This is a genomic window from Pseudomonas sp. ZY71, assembly GCF_036542145.1.
In the GTDB taxonomy this organism is placed as follows: domain Bacteria; phylum Pseudomonadota; class Gammaproteobacteria; order Pseudomonadales; family Pseudomonadaceae; genus Aquipseudomonas; species Aquipseudomonas koreensis_A.
Map to the genome: position 1 here is coordinate 5,764,925 of NZ_CP144274.1, position 19,721 is coordinate 5,784,645.

Genomic DNA, 19,721 nt, shown 5'->3' on the forward strand with positions numbered 1-19,721 from the left:
GCCAACTGGCCACCGGATCAATTCCTTTTGGGTCTTGATCTGGATCAAGCAACGTTGAAAGAGTAGTCCCATTTTTGCCGATGAACTGCGTGGTCGTTTGCCGCGTGACAAGTTGCCTCATCGGCGGGGCAATGCTCTGCAACAAATCCCCGGCGTGTCGTAAGCGAGGAAAACAGTACAGATTCCGAGGACGACACAAATTCCCGAACAGCGGAATCAATCTGCACCGCAAAAAATTCGATGTCCTCCTAACTAAATTTTTTGCCATAGCAACTTCCTGTTACAGACTGGTGATAACCTCGGCATTCCCCTCGAGCCAGACCTGCCTTCAGATGCCCAGCCAAGAGCCCCTGCTGTTACGTCATCACCGCCCGTTTCTCGCTTTCTGGTTCGCGCGGATCTTTACCGCCAGCGGTTTCCAGATGCTCACCGTGGCGATTGGCTGGAACCTCTACCAATTGACCGGCAACGTCCTCGATCTGGGTCTGGTCGGGCTGGTCGAATTCGCTCCGCGCGTGCTGTTCATGCTGCACACCGGGCATGTCGCCGACCGTTATGACCGGCGTAAAGTCGCGGCGATCTGCCAGTCGTTACAGGCGTTGATCGCGCTGGCGCTGGCCATCGGCAGCGCCACCGATCACGTGACCCGCGAGATGATCTTCATCCTCGCCTTCCTGCTCGGCGCGGCGCGCTCGTTCGAGATGCCGACCACACAGGCGTTGCTGCCAAGTATTGTGCCCAGCGCGCTATTCCCTCGGGCCGTAGCGGCGGCGCAGTCGGCGCAACAGTCAGCAACGATCGTCGCCCCGGCGCTGGGTGGTTTGCTTTACGCATTTGGCAGCGTCTGGGTCTATGGCCCGACCGTGCTGCTCTACGTCATTGCCTGCACCTTGATGCTCAACCTGCCCGCGCGGCAAACGCCGTTGAACAAAGGCAAAGCCACGCTGGATTCGTTGCTGGCGGGGATTCGCTTCATTCGCAGTCGCCCGGACATTCTCGGGGCGATTTCGCTGGATCTGTTTGCGGTACTGCTCGGCGGGGCCACGGCGCTGCTGCCGGTATTCGCCAAGGACATCCTGCTGACCGGACCGTGGGGCCTCGGGTTGCTGCGTTCGGCACCGGCGGTCGGCGCACTGGGGATGTCGCTGTTCCTTGCGCGATTTGCCGTGGAGCGCAATGTCGGTCGGGTGATGTTCACCGCGGTCGGGGTGTTTGGCGTCGCGACCATTGCCTTCGGCCTGTCGACCTCATTCTGGTTCTCCCTCGCGGTACTGGTGGTGCTCGGCGCGGCGGACATGATCAGCATGGTCATCCGCGCGTCCTTCGTACAACTGGAAACCCCGGACGAAATGCGCGGCCGGGTCAGCGCGGTGAACGGGCTGTTTATCGGTGCTTCAAACCAGTTGGGTGAATTCGAATCCGGCGTCACAGCCCACTGGTTCGGCACGGTGCCGGCGGTGGTCATGGGCGGAATCGGCACGCTGGTGGTGACCGGGACGTGGATCAAGTTGTTCCCGACGCTGGCGAACCGGGACCGGATGCATGTGCCGGTGGAAGAGGTGAAGGTCTGACAACCTCCAAAACACAAAATAACTGAAAAGGTGCGGTACATAGTTACCGCACCGAGTGTAATGTATCGCCTTACACTCGAGCCCATGATCAAATCCTTTCAGCACAAAGGCCTTCGAGGCTTCTATGAAACAGGTTCGACTCGCGGGATTCGTGCCGACCACGCAAAACGGCTGTCGCGCATGCTGCAGTTCATGGATCGCGCTACGATTCCCGCAGATCTGGACCTTCCGGGTTGGCGCCTGCATCGATTGAAAGGTGAACTGACGGAGTACTGGTCGCTGAGCGTTTCAGGCAACTGGCGAGTGATCTTTCGTTTTGTCGGTTCGGATATCGAACTGGTCGATTATCTGGACTACCACTGACAGGAGGCAGGCTCATGCCCATGCACAACCCGCCACACCCCGGCGAAACACTGCTGATGGATGTTTTGCCCGAGCTTGGCATCAGCGTGACCGAATTGGCCCGACACTTGGGCTTCGCGCGCCCACATCTTTCCCGTGTATTACACGGACATGCGCCAATCAGTCCGGATCTGGCTGTGCGTCTTGAGCGTGCCGGCATTGGCAAGGCGCGTGTGTGGCTAGGCGTACAAACCGACTACGATCTGTGGCAAGCGGAGCATCGGGAGCAACCGGTTATCGAACTGATCGCTGTCCACGCCTGACACCTCCAGCCACTACAACTCCCCCGCCACTTTCACCCGCAAGGCCTTGCCGCCGATTTGCTCGACCAGCGTCAAGGCAAACTCCAGCGCAGCGCTGGAGCCTTGCGCGGTGACGCAGTTGCCATCGACCAGCACCGGTTGATCAACAAACGTACAGCCCGAGAGTTGATGACTGGCGCTGGGCAGGCAGGTCATGCGTCGTTGACGCAGCACACCGAAGCTTTGCAGGGCGACGGCCGGGGATTCGGCGATGGCGGCGAACAGGCGTCCGGCGCTGGCCTGATCCTTGAGCAACTGTTGCAGCGGTTGATGCGCCGCCAGGTGCTGTGCGCCAACGGCGCCGCCGGGCAAGACGATCAGGTCGAAGGTTTGCGCCAGCACATCGACCAGCATGCCGTCGGCGGTCAGGCGCGTGCCACGCGCGCAAGTCAGCATGCGTCGTCCTTCAATACTGGCGGCGACCACTTCGATGCCGGCGCGGCGCAGCACGTCGATCAGGGTCACACTTTGCAGATCATCGATGCCCTCGGCGAGGGTAATCAGGGCTCTAAAGGTCATGGGCGCTATCCGCTGGGTGATACGTGAAGCGTAGTCAGCTTCACCCGGATCGCGCTGCAACAGCCGTTACTTGATGTAAATCTGGGTCGACATTGTATTGCGTGGCGCGTTGATCGAGGTGTTGCTGAAGGTGAAAGTGCCTTCCTGCTTGCCCGCCAGATCGAAGGTATAAAGAGAACCGACGGTTTTGTTGCCGGGAGTGCATTCGGTGAGGTTGCCGTTATCAAAGGCACACACCGGGGCTCGGGTGCCGTTCACTTCAAAACCGTCCAGTGCGACCTGGGGCTGGCTCTTGCCGTAGCCGACTTCGAGCACGTAAACCTTGATATTCGGTCCGCTGTGATTGCACTGGGTTTGCGTCTGCCCATCGCCGATGTCTTCAAGGCCGCAGGCAGGCGATTGCACCTTGATCACCTTCACTTGCGTCAACGGCGGTGCCGATGCCGCCCAGGCCGTCGACATCCCGGCCATCAGTGCGGCAATCAAACCCAAAACCTTTATCCAGCAACTGCTCATGCGCTTCCCGCCCCGAAAAAATCAGCGCGCAGTATGGCGCAGTTGGCTTCAAGGCAAAACTTCGCCGACGATCGACACCAACAACCGCCATATTCCTCACGCTGCTGGTATGATGCGCGGCTTTTTCCGGCCCACCACAATTTTTCAGGCGCTAGCGACGGTCTGTGCTTTGCTGTTGAGGTCGATACATTCACGGCGCCACGCGCGCCACGGGGAGCAGACATGCTGGAAAGGCTGTTTCAACTCAAGGCACACAACACCAACGTGCGCACCGAGATTCTGGCGGGCATCACGACTTTCTTGGCCATGGCCTACATTCTGTTCGTCAACCCGAGCATTCTCGGTGAGACCGGCATGGACAAGGGTGCGGTGTTTGTCGCCACCTGTCTGGCCGCCGCGATCGGTTCGACGATCATGGGCCTGATCGCCAATTACCCGATTGCCCTCGCTCCGGGCATGGGCCTGAACGCCTTCTTCACCTACACCGTGGTCTTGCACATGGGTCACACCTGGCAAGTGGCGCTGGGCGCGGTATTCATCTCGGCGGTGTGCTTCTTCCTGCTGTCGATCTTCCGCATCCGTGAATGGATCATCAACAGCATCCCGCTGCCACTGCGCTCGGCCATTGCCGCCGGTATCGGCCTGTTCCTCGCACTGATCGCCCTGCACAACGCTGGCATCGTGGTCAGCAACCCGGCGACCATGGTCGGCCTCGGTGACCTGAAACAACCGGCACCGATCCTCGCCACCCTCGGTTTCGCCCTGATCGTTGCCCTCGAAGCGCTGAAAGTGCGCGGTGCGGTACTGATCGGCATTCTGGCCGTGACCATCACTTCCATCGCGATGGGCTTCACCCCGTTCAACGGCGTGACCTCGATGCCACCTTCGCTGGCGCCGACCTTTATGCAGCTGGACATCAAAGGCGCACTGGACATCGGTCTGGTCAGCGTGATTTTCGCCTTCCTGTTCGTCGACCTGTTTGACAACTCCGGCACCCTGATCGGCGTCGCCAAGCGCGCCGGACTGATGGGCAAGGACGGCCACATGCCGAAAATGGGCCGCGCACTGATCGCTGACAGCACCGCGGCCATGGCCGGTTCGTTGCTGGGTACGTCGACCACCACCAGTTACATCGAATCTGCTGCCGGCGTGAGTGCGGGTGGCCGTACCGGTTTGACCGCCATCGTCGTGGCGATTCTGTTCCTGCTGGCACTGTTCTTCTCGCCACTGGCGGCCAGCGTTCCGGCCTTCGCCACTGCACCAGCGCTGCTGTTTGTCGCCGTGTTGATGACGTCGGGCCTGGCGGAAATAGACTGGGACGACATCACCGTTGCCGCACCGGTCGTGGTGACCGCGCTGGCCATGCCGTTCACTTACTCGATCGCCAACGGCATCGCCTTCGGTTTCATCTCCTGGACCGTGATCAAGTTGCTGTCGGGCCGTGCACGTGAGCTGAACCCGGCGCTGGTGATTCTGTCGATTCTGTTTGTGATCAAGTTGGGTTGGTTCAACGCATGACATTCGATTCCCAGGCTTACGCCGAGCAACTTGAAGCCAAGGTCACGCGTTTGCGTGACCTGCTGGCGCCGTTCGATGCCCCCGAGCCGACCGTTTTCGACTCGCCGCTGCAGAACTTCCGTCTGCGCGCAGAGTTCCGTTTGTGGCGCGAGGGCGGCGATCGGCATTACGCGATGTTCGCTCAAGACGACAAGCGCACACCGATCCTCATTGAAGAGTTCCCGATTGCCAGCCTGCGCATCAACCAGTTGATGCCGCAGTTGAAGGCCGCGTGGCAAGCCAGCTCGGCGCTGAGCCACAAGCTGTTTCAGGTCGAATTCCTGACCACGCTGTCGGGCGACGCGATGATCACCCTGTGCTATCACCGTCCGCTGGACGAACACTGGCACGCGGCAGCCACCAAGCTATCTGCGGATCTCGGCGTCAGCATCATCGGTCGCTCGAAGGGCAAACGCGAAGTGCTTGGCCTCGATTACGTGGTCGAGAAACTCGAAGTCGGCGGTCGCACCTTCAGCTATCGCCAGCCGGAAGGCGCGTTCACCCAGCCAAACGGCACGGTGAACCAGAAGATGCTGAACTGGGCGTACGAGGCATTGGGCGATCGCAGCGACGATCTGCTCGAGCTGTACTGCGGCAACGGCAACTTCACCCTGCCGCTCGCTACCCGCGTGCGCAAAGTGCTGGCCACCGAAATCAGCAAGACCTCGGTCAACGCTGCATTGAGCAACCTCAGCGAAAACGCTGTGGATAACGTCACTCTGGTGCGTTTGTCTGCCGAAGAACTGACCGAAGCGCTCAACGAAGTGCGCCCGTTCCGTCGCCTGCAAGGCATCGACCTGAAGAGCTATGAGTTCGGCAGCGTCTTCGTCGACCCGCCGCGCGCCGGCATGGACCCGGACACCTGCGAGCTGACCCGGCGCTTCGACAACATCCTGTACATCTCCTGCAACCCGGAAACCCTGGCGGCGAACATCGCCCAGTTGCACGACACGCACCGTATTACCAAATGCGCGTTGTTCGACCAATTCCCGTGGACGCATCACATGGAATCGGGTGTGTTGTTGACCCGGCGTTGATTGCGGGGAGCTGAGGCGAAAAAGCCGTCGTGATTGACGGCTTTTTTGTGGGCGCTCACTAAGCGGGATCGATCTTACGCGGACGCCCGCCCTTTTTGACATTCGCCCGCGCGGCTGCAGACTTTGCCGCGCTGCTCTGACGGCCGTTGCGCGAAGCAACGGCAGAAGCGGCCATGGCTAATAGTGATGGGCTCGCCGAAATCATCCCGGCAATGGAAACGTCGAGGTCTTTACCCTCGTGACAAAGCGCAGTGCCCGCGAAGCCGACTGTCAGGCTTTCATAGTCCGCTGCGTTGAATCCGTCGAACTCTGGATAACGATCCACCGGTAGCAACACACCGCTGCCGTCTTCAAAACGGATGATCAGGGATGGTTTCTCAAAGGTTACGGAGACAGCCTGCAAGCTATTCGTCCGGCGTGCTTGCCCTTGCTCGATGGCGACGTCGATCATCTCCTCCGTGAGCGGACGACGTGCGGATGGCTTGGCTTTGATGACTTTCATAAATCGATTTCCACTCCTTCCAATGCGTCTATCAATGTCAGAAGAGTTTTGCCCTCGTCTGGCAGATAACGCGCCGATCCCACTCTGTATGTCGTGTCAGTGACGAGTTTCATCCCCAACACTTCGTTTGAATGGCTGTCCCACAATTGATTGTCGAGACAGACAGTTTGCAATTTCGACCACCAGATCCCGCGTGCTCGTCGCAGATGAGCAGGCTGCTCAAGGGATCGACACAAGCCTTCCAGCACGGCCAAGGGTGGTCGACGAGAAAGCGGCACGACGTCCCAAAGCTCAATATCGTTGTGCCAGAAACTGAACTGTAATCGGGCACTCCAACTGCCCGCATTCACGTGAACGTGTGGTGGGCAATGTTCATCTCGCAGCATGATGACAATCGACACTCCTTTGTAGCTGCACACCTTCATGCTAACCCATCCGTTAGGTTAAAAATTTTCAGGATTCGAGATTCCTTTCAAATCCGACGACTGGTGATCAAGCACATGACGTTTCACCGCTTTTGAGGCTAGCGTCGGAACGGTTCATGAGTCGGTCAATCTCCGGTAAAAAACGTAAGCAAAGCTGTCGTCATATCTCGATCAATATTGCTTCTGTGCGATCACCGAACATAAATCGGCCAGACCATTTTTGTTCAATTGACCATGGTAACCATCTAGTACATTTTATCTCCACAGGCTGAAACACTCGGCCAAAGCCAAAAACAATAAGTGGAGTTACCCCTCATGCCCCCTATCGTTCTGGTGCTTAACGGCCCGAACCTGAACCTGCTTGGCACTCGCGAGCCGGCGACTTACGGTCACGAAACCCTGGCGGACATCTCGGCTCTGTGCGGTCGTGCGGCTGAAGAATTCGGCCTGGCCGTGGAGTTTCGCCAGACCAACCACGAAGGCGAACTGCTCGACTGGATTCACGCCGCCCGTGGCCGTTGCGCCGGAATCGTGATCAACCCGGCGGCGTGGACGCACACTTCGGTGGCGATTCGCGATGCGCTGGTAGCCAGTGAATTGCCGGTGATCGAAGTGCACCTGTCCAATGTCCACGCCCGCGAACCATTTCGTCATCACTCGTTTGTCTCGGCGATTGCCACAGCGGTAATGGCCGGGTTTGGCAGTCATGGCTATCGCCTGGCGTTGGAACATTTCAGCCAGCGGTTGAAGGGGTAACGCGCATGTCTCGCTCAAACGTAATACTCGCCGGGCTGATTGGCGCCGGCATTCAGGCCTCGCGCACTCCCGCGCTGCATGAGCACGAAGGCGATGCCCAAGGCCTGCGTTATCTGTACCGACTGATCGATCTCGATCAACTGAACATGGACAGCACTGCCCTGCCCGACCTGCTGCTGGCGGCCGAGCGGATGAACTACACCGGGCTGAACATTACCTTCCCGTGCAAGCAGGCGATCATCCCGCTGCTCGATGAACTGTCGCCGGAAGCCAAAGGCATCGGCGCGGTCAACACGGTGGTGCTGAAGGACGGCAAGCGTGTTGGCCATAACACCGACTGCCTCGGTTTCGCTGAGGGTTTTCGCCGTGGCCTGAAGGACGCTGCCCGTGAGCGAGTAGTCCAGATGGGGGCCGGCGGCGCGGGTGCAGCAGTAGCCCACGCCCTGTTGAGCGAAGGCGTACAGCAACTGAGTATTTTCGACGTCGACCGTGAGCGCGCCGAAAGCCTGGCGAACAATCTCAATGAGCATTTCGGCTTTGGCCGCGCGGTGGCCGGGCATGATCTGCCGAGCACGCTGAATGAAGCGGACGGGCTGGTGAATACCACGCCGATGGGCATGGCCAAACTGCCGGGCATGCCGGTGCCGGTCGAACTGCTGCGCAAGGAATTGTGGGTAGCGGAGATTGTGTATTTCCCGCTGGAAACCGAACTGCTGCGCAACGCCCGCGCGCTGGGTTGCCGCACGCTGGACGGTGGCAGCATGGCGGTATTTCAGGCGGTGAAGGCGTTTGAATTGTTCAGCGGCGTGGTGCCGGATGCGCAGCGGATGCTGGCGCATTTTCAAAGCATGAATGGCTGAAGCAACTTGCTTCCTTGTGGGAGTGAGCCTGCTCGCGATGGCGTCCTGTCAGCCAACCCATTAGTTGCCTGACACACAGCTATCGCGAGCAGGCTCACTCCTACAAAAGCAGTGTCAGGCTTGCAGGTAGCGCAACACCGATTCGCAGATCATCTCGCGATGCCGCTGCTTGATGCTCTCATCGGGCAAATCGATCTGAAAAATCTCGCCAAATGTGTGCCGGTTCGACACGCGATAGAAGCAGAACGAACTGATCAGCAAATGCACATCCAGCGCATCCAGACCCGCGCGGAACACACCCTCTTCGGCGCCACGACGCAGAATCTCACCGAGCGAATCAAGAATGGTGTTGTTCATCGCCTTGATCGCATCGGAACGCTTCACGTATTCAGCGTTGTGGATGTTTTCGATGCTGACGATGCGCACGAAATCGACGTTGCGGTCGTGGTGATCGAAAGTGAACTCAACCAGTCGCCGAATCGCCTCCACCGGCGCCAATTCGGCCAGGTGCAGACGGTTTTCGGTGCTGCGGATGTCGCCGTAAAGCTTTTCCAGCACCTCGACGTACAACTGCTCCTTACTGCCGAAGTAGTAATAGATCATGCGTTTGGAGGTGTGGATGCGCTCGGCGATCGCGTCGACGCGGGCACCGGACAAGCCTTGCTGGACGAACTCGACGATCGCCTCCTGCAGGATGTTCTCGCGGGTCTTTTCCGGGTTGTTCTTGCGACTCTTGCGCGGCTCTACAGCGGACACTTCAGGAGCTGCGGAAAGTTCTGTATTCATCGTCATTGCGGGCTCACGGCCATCACTGCACAGGCGGCGATTATGGGCCGCGCAGCACAGTGAAGGAAGCCGCGCGGCCCGTGTTTAATCCCGCGTTTACGAATTTCCTACAACTTCGCCTGGCGCACCGCGCCACTGCGTGATTTGGCCATCGCCGCCAGACGCACCGCGACGTTCGCCGCGCCATACCCGGCATAGCCGTTCTTGCGCTGGATGATCTCGAAGAAGAAACGCCCTTCGAACGGCTCGGTGTAGACGTGAAACAGCTCACCGCCCTGGGCATCACGGTCGTACAAGACGTTGTAATACGCCAGTTCGCTGAGGAATTCGTCGTCGAAATCGAAGCGCGCAGCGAGGTCGTCGTAATAATTGAGCGGGATGTCCAGCAACGGCACACCGGCCTCTTTGGCGCGACTGACTTCGGCGAAGATGTCATCACAATCGAAGGCGATGTGATGCACACCGGAGCCGCGATAACTCGACAGCGCGTGGGAGATGGCGGTGTTGCGGTTCTCGGAGATGTTCAACGGCAAGCGGATCGAACTGTCGCGGCTACGCAGTGCGCGGCTCTTCACCAGACCGTAAGGGTCCGGCAGTACCACTTCATCGTCCGCTTCGAAATCCAGCAGGCTCTTATAGAACAGCACCCAACTGTCGAGGCTGTCGGCCGGCAGCGCCATGGCCATGTGATCGATACGCTTGAGACCGCCACGGGCCGGCGCATCTGCCAGCAGATTGAAATCGGTGCCGTAGACATCAGCCTGTTCATCCACCAGATAAATCAGGCTGCCGTCCGGCGCGCGCACTGCCGCCAACTCCAGTTCGTTGGGGCCGACCAGTCCACGATAGGGCTGACCTTTGTAAGCGACGGCGCGGGCCAAGGCACTGGCGCTGTCCTTGACCCGCACGGCGGTGGCGCACAGCGACGGGCCGTGAGCCTCGAAAAAGCTGTGAGCAAACGAATACGGTTCGGAGTTGAGGATCAGATTGATGTCGCCCTGACGCAGCAGGCTCACGCTCTTGGAGCGGTGCTGCCCGGCCTTGACGAAACCGAGGCGCTCCAGCCAGTTCGACAGCTTGGCGCCAAGGCTTTCATCGACGGCGAACTCAAGAAACTCGATGCCGTTGTACTCACTGGCCTTCGGTGTTTCGAAAAGGATTTCGCGATTGGCCACAGGCGTCGCGTCCTGCTCGAGACGCTGGCGGGTCTTCTCTTCCAGATACAGCAGCGAACGCAAACCGTCGGCGGCATTGGCCCGTGGTGGCGCGGCGCGGAAGCCGTCATTGAAGATTTCCAGCGACAGCGGCCCGGTGTAACCGCTCTGGATAATCGGCGCGAGGAACCCCGGCAAATCGAACTCGCCCTGCCCAGGGAAGCAGCGGAAATGACGGCTCCACTCCAACACATCCATCTGCAGAATCGGCGCGTCAGCCATTTGCACGAAAAAGATCTTGTCGCCGGGAATATCGGCGATGGCGCGAGGATCGCCCTTCAACGACAAGGTGTGAAAGCTGTCGAGCAACACACCGAGGCTCGGGTGATCGGCCTGACGCACGATGTCCCAGACCTGTTGATACGTGTTGACGTGACGGCCCCACGCCAGCGCTTCGTAACCAATGCGCAAGCCGCGCGCACCGGCATGCTCGGCCAGCAGTCGCAGGTCATCGACTAGAATTTGTTGATCGCCGACGCTGTCGGCCGAGGCATTGCTGCAGACCAGCACCAGATCGGTGCCCAGTTCCTGCATCAGGTCGAACTTGCGCTCGGCCCGCTCCAGATTGCGCGCCAGGCGATCGCGGCGGCAGCCTTCGAAATCGCGGAACGGCTGAAACAGCGTGATGGCGATGCCGAGATCGGCGCACATCTGTTTAATTTCCCGCGGACTGCCGTCGTAGTACAGGAGGTCGTTTTCAAAAATCTCCACCCCGTCGAACCCGGCGGCGGCAATGGCTTCGAGTTTTTCCGGCAGGGTGCCGCTCAAGGAAACGGTGGCAATGGAACGCTGCATGTTTCAACTCCCGGACTGCGCCGCTTTATCTTTACTGTAAGAGCTGCCGAAGGCTGCGATCGTTTGATCTTTATTCGTGAAAACAGAATCAAAAGATCGCAGCCTGCGGCAGCTCCTACATGGGATGGTTTTTATAGTAGGGAAATTATTGGCTGCATCGATCGCGGCAGCAATTTAAAGTGTACTACCCGGTTAGTTTTGCGTGCGATTATCGAACACAATGGCGGTTTGGCGAATTGACGATTTTTCGTCCACTGCCCAACATCGACCGCACATTGAGTCCGGATCTGAACCACCGGTCGCAGCGTGCAAAGTAAAAAGCACACCAAATAACAAATCCAAAAACGGGTGGAACACATGATTCCTTCACAGACTTCCCGCATGGCCCCGGCCATGAGCACTGCCACGGGTGGCATCGGCGACAAGATCCGCGGCGCCATGGCCGTCGGCAAGACCCGTTGGGGCATGCTGGCGCTGGTGTTTTTCGCCACAACCCTGAACTACATCGACCGCGCCGCCCTCGGCGTCATGCAGCCAATCCTCGCCAAGGAAATGAGCTGGACGGCGATGGATTACGCCAACATCAACTTCTGGTTTCAGGTCGGCTACGCGATCGGTTTCGTCCTGCAGGGGCGCTTGATCGACCGGGTCGGCGTCAAACGCGTGTTCTTCTGCGCCGTACTGCTCTGGAGCCTGGCCACCGGTGCCCACGGCCTGGCGACTTCGGCTGTTGGTTTCATGGTCTGCCGGTTCATCCTCGGCCTGACCGAAGCGGCCAACTACCCGGCCTGCGTGAAAACCACGCGCCTATGGTTCCCGGCCGGCGAACGTGCGGTTGCCACCGGCATCTTCAACGCCGGCACCAACGTTGGCGCGATGTTCACGCCGATGCTGCTGCCACTGGTCCTGCACGTCTGGGGCTGGCAAGCGGCGTTCCTGTGCATGTCGGCACTCGGCGGGATCTGGTTGCTGTTCTGGGGCTTGAAGTACTTCAACCCCGAAGATCACCCGAGCGTCAAACAGTCCGAACTGGACTACATCCAGCAAGAAGTCGAACCGGAACAGGCCCGCGTACCGTTCTCGAAGATTCTGCGGATGCGCGGTACCTGGGCCTTCGCCCTCGCCTACTCGCTGACCGCGCCGGTGTTCTGGTTCTACCTGTATTGGCTGCCGCCGTTTCTCAATCAGCAATACAACCTGGGCATCAACGTCACCCAGATGGGCATTCCGCTGATCATCATCTACGTCACGGCTGACTTCGGCAGCGTCGGCGGCGGGATTCTGTCTTCGTTCCTGATCGGTCGCGGCATGAACTCGATCAAGGCGCGGCTGCTGTCGATGTTCCTGTTTGCCTGCTGCATCATCGGTGTGGTCATGGCGGCCGGTTCAGCCAATCTGTGGGTGGCGGTGGCGGCGATTTCCCTGGCGATCGGCGCGCATCAGGCCTGGACGGCGAACATCTGGAGCCTGGTGATGGACTACACGCCCAAGCACATGATGAGCACGGTGTTTGGTTTCGGCGGCATGTGCGCGGCGATTGGCGGGATGTTCATGACCCAGATCGTCGGCCACATCCTCACCGTCACCAACAACAACTACACCGTGTTGTTCACCCTGATCCCGGCGATGTACTTCATTGCGCTGACCTGGATGTACTTCATGGCACCGCGCAAGATTCCGACCATCACCGAATAACCTGCCTACACAACGCTACCTGTAGGAGTGAGCCTGCTCGCGATGGCTTAGTGTCAGTCAATAACTTCATCGACTGACACACCGCCATCGCGAGCAGGCTCACTCCTACAAGGTTTTGCGTAACCTACTCAACGGCGGCTCTGCTGCCACGCTGCCGCCAGTCCGCTGCAACAGATCACCGCAATGCCGATCACCGTCAGCAGACTCGGCGTGTGATTGAACAGCAGCCAACCCAACAACCCCGCAAACACGATCTGGCAATAACCGAACGGCGCCAGCAGCGCCGGAGCGGCATGGCGGAACGCCTGGGTGAGAAACAAATGCGCCGTCATCCCACAGCTACCCAACGCCAGCATCAGCCCGGCGTGGGTCAGCGTCGGCACCTGCCAGAAGAACGGCACCAGCGCACTCATCACCAGCGTGTTGCACAACCCGGCGAAGAAGTTGCTGGTGGTCGGGCTATCGACTTCAGCAAGCTTGCGCGTGAGCAGTTGATAGAAGCAGAAAAACAGCGCCGAACAGAATGGCAGTAACACTGCCGGTGTGAACAACTCACCGCCGGGATGGACGATGATCAGCACACCGATAAAGCCGCAGATCACCGCGATCCATTGCCCGCGTGTCACTTGTTCTTTGAGCAGTGGCACTGACAATGCCGTCACCAAAACCGGCGCGAGAAAGTTGACCGCCGTGGCTTCTGCCAGCGGGATGTAAAGCAGCGCCGTGGTGAAAAACAGGCTCGTACCGAGTAGGCAAAGTGCTCGGGTCAACTGCCATAAAGGCTTCTTCGTGCGCAGGACGCGCAACCCGGATTGCGGCAGAAAAATCCCCGCCATCAGCAGTGTGTGCACCAGATAACGCGCCCAGACCACCATCACGATCGGATAGAAACCGGACAGGTATTTCGATAGCGCGTCGTGACTGGAGAACAGGAAGGTTGCCACGACAATCAGCAAGATCCCCTTGAAGGGTTGGTTGACTCCGGAGAGCGGGGTGCTGACGGTCATTGGATTTCCTTGTGTTGCCAAAAAGATCAAAAACCTTCGCAGGAAAGTCGCGCCGCCACAGGAACAACACGGTCCCTGTGGCAGTGGGTTTGCCCACGATAGGTGCGCAGCACCGCTTACAGCCGCGCCAACAACGCTCGAGTTTTATCAATCGCCATTTGCGCCCGCTGCAATCCGCTCACACCCTGCTCCAACAGTTTCACCGTGGGAATTTCCAGACTCAGTGGAATATTAGTCGGAAGCGCTTTCAACAACCCGAGCAAATCGCAATCGCCCTCGCCGGGAAACCGCCGCTCGTTGCGCGCCTGACGCAAGATCTCGGCCATGTCTGACGGTTTCGGCCCCGCCACATCACATAATTGTGCATAGCGCAGCCTCGACGGCGACACTGTTTGCAGATCCTCAAGCCGTGAAGCCGAACGATCAAAGTGGAATGCATCAACCAGCACCGCAGCGTTTTCCCGATCAGCGTTTCCGACAATTCGCAGCGCTTGTTCGAGGTTGCGCGCATCGGTCCAGGGCATGAACTCCAGATGCGGGTGCAAGCCGTAAGGCGCGGCCAGATCGCAAAGGGCGGCGAAGTTGTCGGTGAGTCGTTGCTCGTCAGGATCATTACCGGCGACGAGTAATTCCGTGGCGCCAAATTCCGCGCCCACTGTCAGAAGTTTCTCGAAATCGGCGACGACGGTCTGCGGTTTTAAACGCAGGATTTCCACGTCGAGCACACGGATGCCGGTATCGCGCAGGCGCTGCAAAGTCTGACTGCGCAATTCAGCATCAGCGACCAACGGGAAATGATGCTCCTCGGGCGTCGCCGGTTCCAGACGCAAGCCGACATGACTGTAACCGGCGCGCGCGGCCACTTCGACCATTTGCGGCGGCGACAACTCCAGTACCGTAAGGCTGGCCAAGGAGAGGATTCTTTCGCTCATGTTCAAGCCTCGATCAATGCAGGGGCGCAGGCACGGCCGGTAGCGGCAGCCTCGCGAATGGCTTCAATCAACGCAAGGGTGCGGGCGGCATCGGCAGCGCTGACCAGCGGCTCGACTTCACGCCGCGCCACACGTACGAAATGCTGTAACTGCAAGCGTAAAGCGTCGTCACCGCTGTAGGACTCTTCGACCATCAACAACGGTTCATGCCAACCGGCGTCGACCTGATCAGCGGCGTAATGCCAACGCCTGAGTTGCGGAATGCTCAAGGCGCCAGCGGTCCCGGCCAGCAGATAACAGGGCTGATCGGCCTGACGCGGATAGACCGGGTTCTCACCGGAACCCAGCTCCCAACTCCACGGCGCAGCCACTGCGTCGGACCCGCTCAGGGTTCCCAAGGTGCCACCTTCGAATTGCAGCAACACCGCCGCGCTGTCTTCGTTGGCGAACCCGCGCACGGTGTTGTCGGTAATCGCTTGCACCGAGCGCACTTCACCGCACAGATGCCGTAGCAGATCGAGGTCGTGAATCAGATTGGTCAGCAACATCCCGGCGCCCGGTTCGCGGCGCCACGGGATCTCGAAGTAACTGTCGGGTTTGCGCAACTGGAACAGTGCGGTCACCGTGGTCAGCCGCCCGAGCGCCCCGCGCTGCACTAATTCATGAGCGCGAACGATCAGCGGATTGTGGCGCCGATGATGGCCGACCAGCACCGGCACCCCGCTGCGTTTGACCGCTGCCACCAGTTCGCGCACTTCATCCAGATGCACGCCTACCGGTTTTTCCAGCAACACCGGCACACCCGCCGCCAGGCAATCGAGCGCTGTGCTGACATGTTGATTATTAGGATTGGCGACGATGACCGCGTCTGGCCGGATGAGCTCAAGCATCTGACGATGATCGGCGAAATGCCTGACGCCCCATTCAGCCGCAAGCGCTGCGGCTTGCGGCCCGGGATCAGCCACTGCGCACAGCGTCGCTTCGCTGAGGGTTTGCAGATGCCGATAATGTTGCTGGCCCATATTGCCGGCGCCGATCAGGGCGATTCGAAGGGGCGAATTCAAGGTGCGGTCCTCTTGTGATTGTTCTCGGAATAACACTCCACAAACAATTTAGAACCGTGTTCCAGAATCAAACACCCATCCATCCTAAAACCGTGCGAACACCGCACAACTTCGTGGACAACAAAAATCCCCTGCAGGAGTGAGCCTGCTCGCGATCACGGTGTGTCAGCCAACGTTAATGCCAGCTGATACACCGCGATCGCGAGCAGGCTCACTCCTACAAGGCACTGCGTGAATTCGGATTAGATAAACAGTTCTGAGGCCAGGCTTGCTGCTGATAACTCTTCGGTGAAGGTCAGTAACAGCGGCGCCAGTTCATGCAAGCGCGCCCCCGGCATCCGCGCACTGGGCCCGGCGATACTGAGCACGCCGATCACCCGACCATCCGTTGGATGCCTCACCACCGCCGCAATCGCCGAAGTCCCCACTGCCGAACTCTCTTCGACACAGGCATAGCCCTGTTCACGGGCCAGGCGCAGCCGTTCCAGCAACTCGATATTGGAGCGCGGCGCATTCGGCCCGATCCCCACCGGCACCTCCGCAGCCTGCCGCTCGACCAGTGACAACGCCTCGGCATCGCTCATGCACGCCAGCCACGCATGGCCGGAGGCGGTGTAGAACAGTGGCGCATCGCGGCCCATGTCCGGGTCATAACGCAGACCGCTGCGCGCGCCTTGTGCCTTGGCAATCCACGTCTGCCGCTCGCCATCGATCACGCCCAAACGCACCAGTTCGCCGGTTTCCTGCGCCAGTCGATCAAGCACCGGCTGGACGATATCGGCGCCGCTGCTCGATAAATACTGGAAGCCCATCGCGACGAGTTTGGTCGACAGGTGATATCGCAAGGTTTCCGCGTTCTGGCGAACGTAGCCCAGGCGAATCAGCTCGGCGAGCAAGCGGTGCGTAGCGCTTTTGGGGATATCCAGTTGCTCGGCCAGCGTCTGCATCGGCAGCCCGCGCGGATCACTGGTAAGGGTTTCCAGCACACTGAAAACCCGTTCGATTTGACTGCCGGCCATAGGGATATCCAAAGGAAATTTTGCCGATTCTAGAAGACATCAGCGGCAAAGCGAAATCTGGAACCGGTTGTTCGATAACCGCCCGCTATGTTGAATCAAGGCTTGTCGAGCTACGCCAGCACTGGTTATTTTCTGGAATCAAATTCCAAAAATAATTCACCGCTGGAGCGTTGCTTTCATGTCTGCCGAACTCCCTGATATCGACTGCGACGTATTGGTCGTCGGTTCTGGCGCCGCCGGGTTGTCGGCCGCCGTCACCGCCGCGTGGCATGGCTTGAAAGTCATCGTCGTCGAAAAGGATCCGGTGTTCGGTGGCGCCACCGCATGGTCGGGTGGCTGGGCGTGGGTGCCGTGCAATCCGCTGGCCCGTCGGGCCGGCATCGTCGAAGACATCGAACAACCGCGCACCTATTTGCGCCATGAACTGGGCGAGCACTTTGACCCGGCGATGATCGACGCCTTCCTTGAAGCGGGGCCGCGCATGGTCGCTTTTTTCGAGCAGCACACCGCCCTGCAATTTGCTGATGGCAATGCCATTGCCGACATTCATGGCGACACGCCGGGCGCTGGCACTGGTGGCCGCTCGGTCATCGCTGCGCCCTATGACGGACGCAAAGTCGGACGCCTGCTCAAGCGCCTTCGTACAACGATGCGCGAAACGTCCTTCATGGGCATGCCGATCATGGCCGGGGCGGATCTGTCAGCATTCCTCAATCTGACGCGGTCGCTGAAAGCGGCATGGCATGTGACCTGGCGCTTTACTCGACACCTGTTCGACCTCGCCGTGCATGGCCGGGCGATGCAACTGGTCAACGGCGTGGCGCTGGTGGCAAGGCTGGCGAAGTCCGCCGAAGACCTTGGCGTTCTGCTCTGGGAATCGGCGCCTGTGACGGAACTGCTGCGTGATGGCTCGCGCGTTTCGGGAGCTGTGGTCAACACAGGCAAAGGCCCGATCCGCATTCATGCACGCAAAGCCGTAGTACTCGCCGCGGGTGGTTTTGCCAATGACATCGAGCGGCGCAAAAACTTGTTCCCGCGTACGCCGACCGGTCACGAGCATTGGGCGCTGCCACCGCTGGCCGTCAATGGCGATGGTTTGCGCCTGGGCGAAAGCGTCGGTGCACGGGTCAATACTGACGTGGCCTCGCCCGTGGCGTGGGCGCCGGTATCGCAAGTGCCACATTCCGAAGGCAGCACCGGCCACTTCCCACACATCATCGAGCGCGGCAAACCCGGGATCATCGGCGTGCTGCGCAACGGCCAGCGCTTCGTCAACGAAGCCAACGGTTATTTCGACTATGTCAGCGCCATGGTGGCTGCTGCGCCGGAAGGTGAAGAGGTCGCCTCCTGGCTGATCTGCACCCATGCCTTTCAACGGCGTTATGGTCTGGGTATATCGCGGCCATTTCCCCTGCCGGTGTCAGAATTCATCCGCAGCGGCTATCTGAAAACCGGTAACACCGTTGAAGAATTGGCCCTTGCCTGCGGCATCGACCCGAGCGGCTTGCGCCAGACTGTGGATAACTACAACCGCCATGCCCGTCACGGCGAAGACCCGTTGTTCGGTCGCGGCGCAACACCTTACAACCGCAAACAGGGTGATCCGGCGAACCTTCCCAACCCCTGCGTTGCCCCAATAGACACCGGCCCGTTCTACGCCGTGAAAGTCCAGCCGGGCTGCTTTGGCACGTTCGCCGGACTCAAGGTCAACCGCCACGCGCAAGTGCTGGACGCCCACCAACAGCCCATCGCCGGCCTATACGCAGCCGGTGGCGACATGGCCAGCATCATGGGCGGCCACTACCCGGCGGGCGGTATCAACATCGGCCCCGCGCTGACTTTCGGTTACATCGCCGCCCGGCACATTGCCGGCATGACTGCTTTCGAACAGGAGATCGACCATGCAGCACATCGTTAATGCCCAAGGTTTGAACATGCCGAAACTCGGCCTCGGCACCTGGCCAATGCTCGGCGACGAATGCACTCGCGCCGTGGAGCAAGCACTGGAACTGGGTTATCGACACATCGACACGGCAGCGGCCTACAACAATGAAGACGCGGTCGGACAAGCACTGGCGAATACACCGACACCGCGCGAGCAGATTCACGTCACCAGCAAGGTCTGGTGGGATCAGCTGCAACCCGACGCGATGCGCCATTCCATGGACCGCAGCCTTACCGCTTTGCGCAGCGACTACGTCGACCTGTTCATGATCCACTGGCCGACCACCGGCTGGGATTTGCCAAGCACCCTCGCCACGCTGGCCTCGTTCAAGGAGCAAGGCCTGGCGCGCAACATCGGCGTAGCGAATTTTCCGCTGCCGTTGCTGCGCAAAGTCGTCGAGGACTACGGCATCGCTCTGTCAGCGATTCAGGTTGAATACCACGTCCTGCTCGGCCAGAACGCTCTGCTCGACTACGCCCGTCAACACGACATGGCACTGACGGCCTACACGCCGCTGGCGCGCAACAAGGTCTCGGACATTCCGCAGATTCAACAGATCGCCAACAAGCACGGCGTGCTGCCGACTCAGGTCGCATTGAAATGGTTGCTCGATCAACCCAACGTCGCGGCGATTCCCAAGGCCAGCAGCCGCACCAATCAACGGGCCAACCTCGCCTCGCTGAAGGTCGAACTCGACGATGAAGACCGCGCATTGATTGCCGCACTGCCGAAAAATCAACGCCAGGTCAGCCCGGATTTCGCACCGCAGTGGGATACGTTTGATCGCTGATTGATAATCCAGCGATAGAAATCCTGT

20 protein-coding genes are annotated in these 19,721 nt (G+C 59.5%); 10 read left to right on the forward strand and 10 right to left on the reverse strand.

All coding sequences use genetic code 11. The annotated features are described in order from the left end of the window. Positions 1 to 332: 332 nt before the first annotated feature. The 3 genes from VY732_RS25575 (at position 333) to VY732_RS25585 (ending at position 2,236) form a co-directional block, all read left to right on the forward strand. Positions 333 to 1,571 carry an MFS transporter gene (locus VY732_RS25575; protein WP_007909739.1) on the forward strand — a complete coding sequence of 413 codons (1,239 nt, stop codon included), beginning with the start codon at positions 333 to 335 and terminating at the stop codon, positions 1,569 to 1,571. 84 nt (positions 1,572 to 1,655) lie between these two features. Then, the gene (locus VY732_RS25580) at positions 1,656 to 1,934 is read left to right on the forward strand and encodes a type II toxin-antitoxin system RelE/ParE family toxin (RefSeq protein ID WP_116255876.1); all 279 of its coding nucleotides are present in this window, start codon (positions 1,656 to 1,658) and stop codon (positions 1,932 to 1,934) included. A gap of 14 nt (positions 1,935 to 1,948) precedes the next feature. Further along, positions 1,949 to 2,236: a HigA family addiction module antitoxin gene (locus VY732_RS25585; protein WP_095048728.1), complete on the forward strand. Its 288-nt coding sequence runs from the start codon at positions 1,949 to 1,951 to the stop codon at positions 2,234 to 2,236. Positions 2,237 to 2,248: 12 nt separating this feature from the next. On the opposite strand, the gene VY732_RS25590 is transcribed toward VY732_RS25585, so the two are convergent. Both VY732_RS25590 and VY732_RS25595 read right to left on the reverse strand, forming a co-directional pair. Then, positions 2,249 to 2,794, reverse strand: a complete 546-nt coding sequence (locus VY732_RS25590; RefSeq protein ID WP_116029817.1) for a DJ-1 family glyoxalase III — start codon at positions 2,792 to 2,794, stop codon at positions 2,249 to 2,251. A 66-nt stretch (positions 2,795 to 2,860) separates the two neighbouring features. Further along, complete coding sequence (locus tag VY732_RS25595; RefSeq protein WP_077574626.1) at positions 2,861 to 3,310, reverse strand: DUF4879 domain-containing protein; 450 nt, start codon at positions 3,308 to 3,310, stop codon at positions 2,861 to 2,863. Positions 3,311 to 3,532: 222 nt separating this feature from the next. On the opposite strand from VY732_RS25595, the gene VY732_RS25600 reads away from it, so the two are divergent. Further along, positions 3,533 to 4,828, forward strand: a complete 1,296-nt coding sequence (locus VY732_RS25600; RefSeq protein WP_331692461.1) for an NCS2 family permease — start codon at positions 3,533 to 3,535, stop codon at positions 4,826 to 4,828. Then, the gene (trmA, locus tag VY732_RS25605) at positions 4,825 to 5,904 is read left to right on the forward strand and encodes a tRNA (uridine(54)-C5)-methyltransferase TrmA (protein ID WP_077574628.1); all 1,080 of its coding nucleotides are present in this window, start codon (positions 4,825 to 4,827) and stop codon (positions 5,902 to 5,904) included. Before VY732_RS25600 ends, trmA begins: the two co-directional genes overlap by 4 nt. A 58-nt stretch (positions 5,905 to 5,962) precedes the next feature. On the opposite strand, the gene VY732_RS25610 is transcribed toward trmA, so the two are convergent. Next, positions 5,963 to 6,406 (reverse strand): DUF2442 domain-containing protein, encoded by a 444-nt coding sequence (locus VY732_RS25610; RefSeq protein ID WP_331692463.1) that lies wholly within the window; start codon positions 6,404 to 6,406, stop codon positions 5,963 to 5,965. Then, positions 6,403 to 6,831 carry a DUF4160 domain-containing protein gene (locus tag VY732_RS25615; RefSeq protein WP_116029819.1) on the reverse strand — a complete coding sequence of 143 codons (429 nt, stop codon included), beginning with the start codon at positions 6,829 to 6,831 and terminating at the stop codon, positions 6,403 to 6,405. The genes VY732_RS25610 and VY732_RS25615 overlap by 4 nt, the downstream gene beginning before the upstream one ends. 315 nt (positions 6,832 to 7,146) lie before the next feature. On the opposite strand from VY732_RS25615, the gene aroQ reads away from it, so the two are divergent. Further along, a complete protein-coding gene (aroQ, locus tag VY732_RS25620; protein ID WP_008084592.1) occupies positions 7,147 to 7,587 on the forward strand; it encodes a type II 3-dehydroquinate dehydratase in 441 nt (146 codons plus the stop codon). A 5-nt stretch (positions 7,588 to 7,592) separates the two neighbouring features. Next, positions 7,593 to 8,447, forward strand: a complete 855-nt coding sequence (locus VY732_RS25625) for a shikimate dehydrogenase (RefSeq protein WP_331692466.1) — start codon at positions 7,593 to 7,595, stop codon at positions 8,445 to 8,447. A gap of 114 nt (positions 8,448 to 8,561) precedes the next feature. Here VY732_RS25625 and VY732_RS25630 read toward each other — a convergent pair whose 3' ends face one another. Both VY732_RS25630 and quiC read right to left on the reverse strand, forming a co-directional pair. Then, positions 8,562 to 9,239: a TetR family transcriptional regulator gene (locus tag VY732_RS25630; RefSeq protein WP_016986169.1), complete on the reverse strand. Its 678-nt coding sequence runs from the start codon at positions 9,237 to 9,239 to the stop codon at positions 8,562 to 8,564. Positions 9,240 to 9,340: 101 nt separating this feature from the next. Next, the gene (gene quiC, locus VY732_RS25635; RefSeq protein ID WP_212550822.1) at positions 9,341 to 11,242 is read right to left on the reverse strand and encodes a 3-dehydroshikimate dehydratase QuiC; all 1,902 of its coding nucleotides are present in this window, start codon (positions 11,240 to 11,242) and stop codon (positions 9,341 to 9,343) included. 357 nt (positions 11,243 to 11,599) lie between these two features. On the opposite strand from quiC, the gene VY732_RS25640 reads away from it, so the two are divergent. Beyond that, positions 11,600 to 12,937 carry an MFS transporter gene (locus tag VY732_RS25640; protein WP_064118770.1) on the forward strand — a complete coding sequence of 446 codons (1,338 nt, stop codon included), beginning with the start codon at positions 11,600 to 11,602 and terminating at the stop codon, positions 12,935 to 12,937. A 128-nt stretch (positions 12,938 to 13,065) separates the two neighbouring features. On the opposite strand, the gene VY732_RS25645 is transcribed toward VY732_RS25640, so the two are convergent. The 4 genes from VY732_RS25645 to VY732_RS25660 form a co-directional block, all read right to left on the reverse strand. Further along, positions 13,066 to 13,944, reverse strand: coding sequence for a DMT family transporter (locus VY732_RS25645; protein WP_077574631.1), 879 nt, complete (start codon positions 13,942 to 13,944; stop codon positions 13,066 to 13,068). A 116-nt stretch (positions 13,945 to 14,060) separates the two neighbouring features. Then, positions 14,061 to 14,876: a sugar phosphate isomerase/epimerase family protein gene (locus VY732_RS25650; RefSeq protein WP_331692470.1), complete on the reverse strand. Its 816-nt coding sequence runs from the start codon at positions 14,874 to 14,876 to the stop codon at positions 14,061 to 14,063. Between the two features lie 2 nt (positions 14,877 to 14,878). Next, positions 14,879 to 15,940, reverse strand: coding sequence for a Gfo/Idh/MocA family protein (locus VY732_RS25655; protein ID WP_331692472.1), 1,062 nt, complete (start codon positions 15,938 to 15,940; stop codon positions 14,879 to 14,881). A gap of 242 nt (positions 15,941 to 16,182) precedes the next feature. Next, complete coding sequence (locus VY732_RS25660; RefSeq protein ID WP_331692474.1) at positions 16,183 to 16,959, reverse strand: IclR family transcriptional regulator; 777 nt, start codon at positions 16,957 to 16,959, stop codon at positions 16,183 to 16,185. 178 nt (positions 16,960 to 17,137) lie between these two features. On the opposite strand from VY732_RS25660, the gene VY732_RS25665 reads away from it, so the two are divergent. Both VY732_RS25665 and VY732_RS25670 read left to right on the forward strand, forming a co-directional pair. After that, a complete protein-coding gene (locus VY732_RS25665; RefSeq protein WP_331692475.1) occupies positions 17,138 to 18,877 on the forward strand; it encodes an FAD-dependent oxidoreductase in 1,740 nt (579 codons plus the stop codon). Next, the gene (locus tag VY732_RS25670) at positions 18,861 to 19,694 is read left to right on the forward strand and encodes an aldo/keto reductase (protein WP_331692477.1); all 834 of its coding nucleotides are present in this window, start codon (positions 18,861 to 18,863) and stop codon (positions 19,692 to 19,694) included. The genes VY732_RS25665 and VY732_RS25670 overlap by 17 nt, the downstream gene beginning before the upstream one ends. The last annotated feature ends 27 nt before the right edge of the window (positions 19,695 to 19,721 follow it).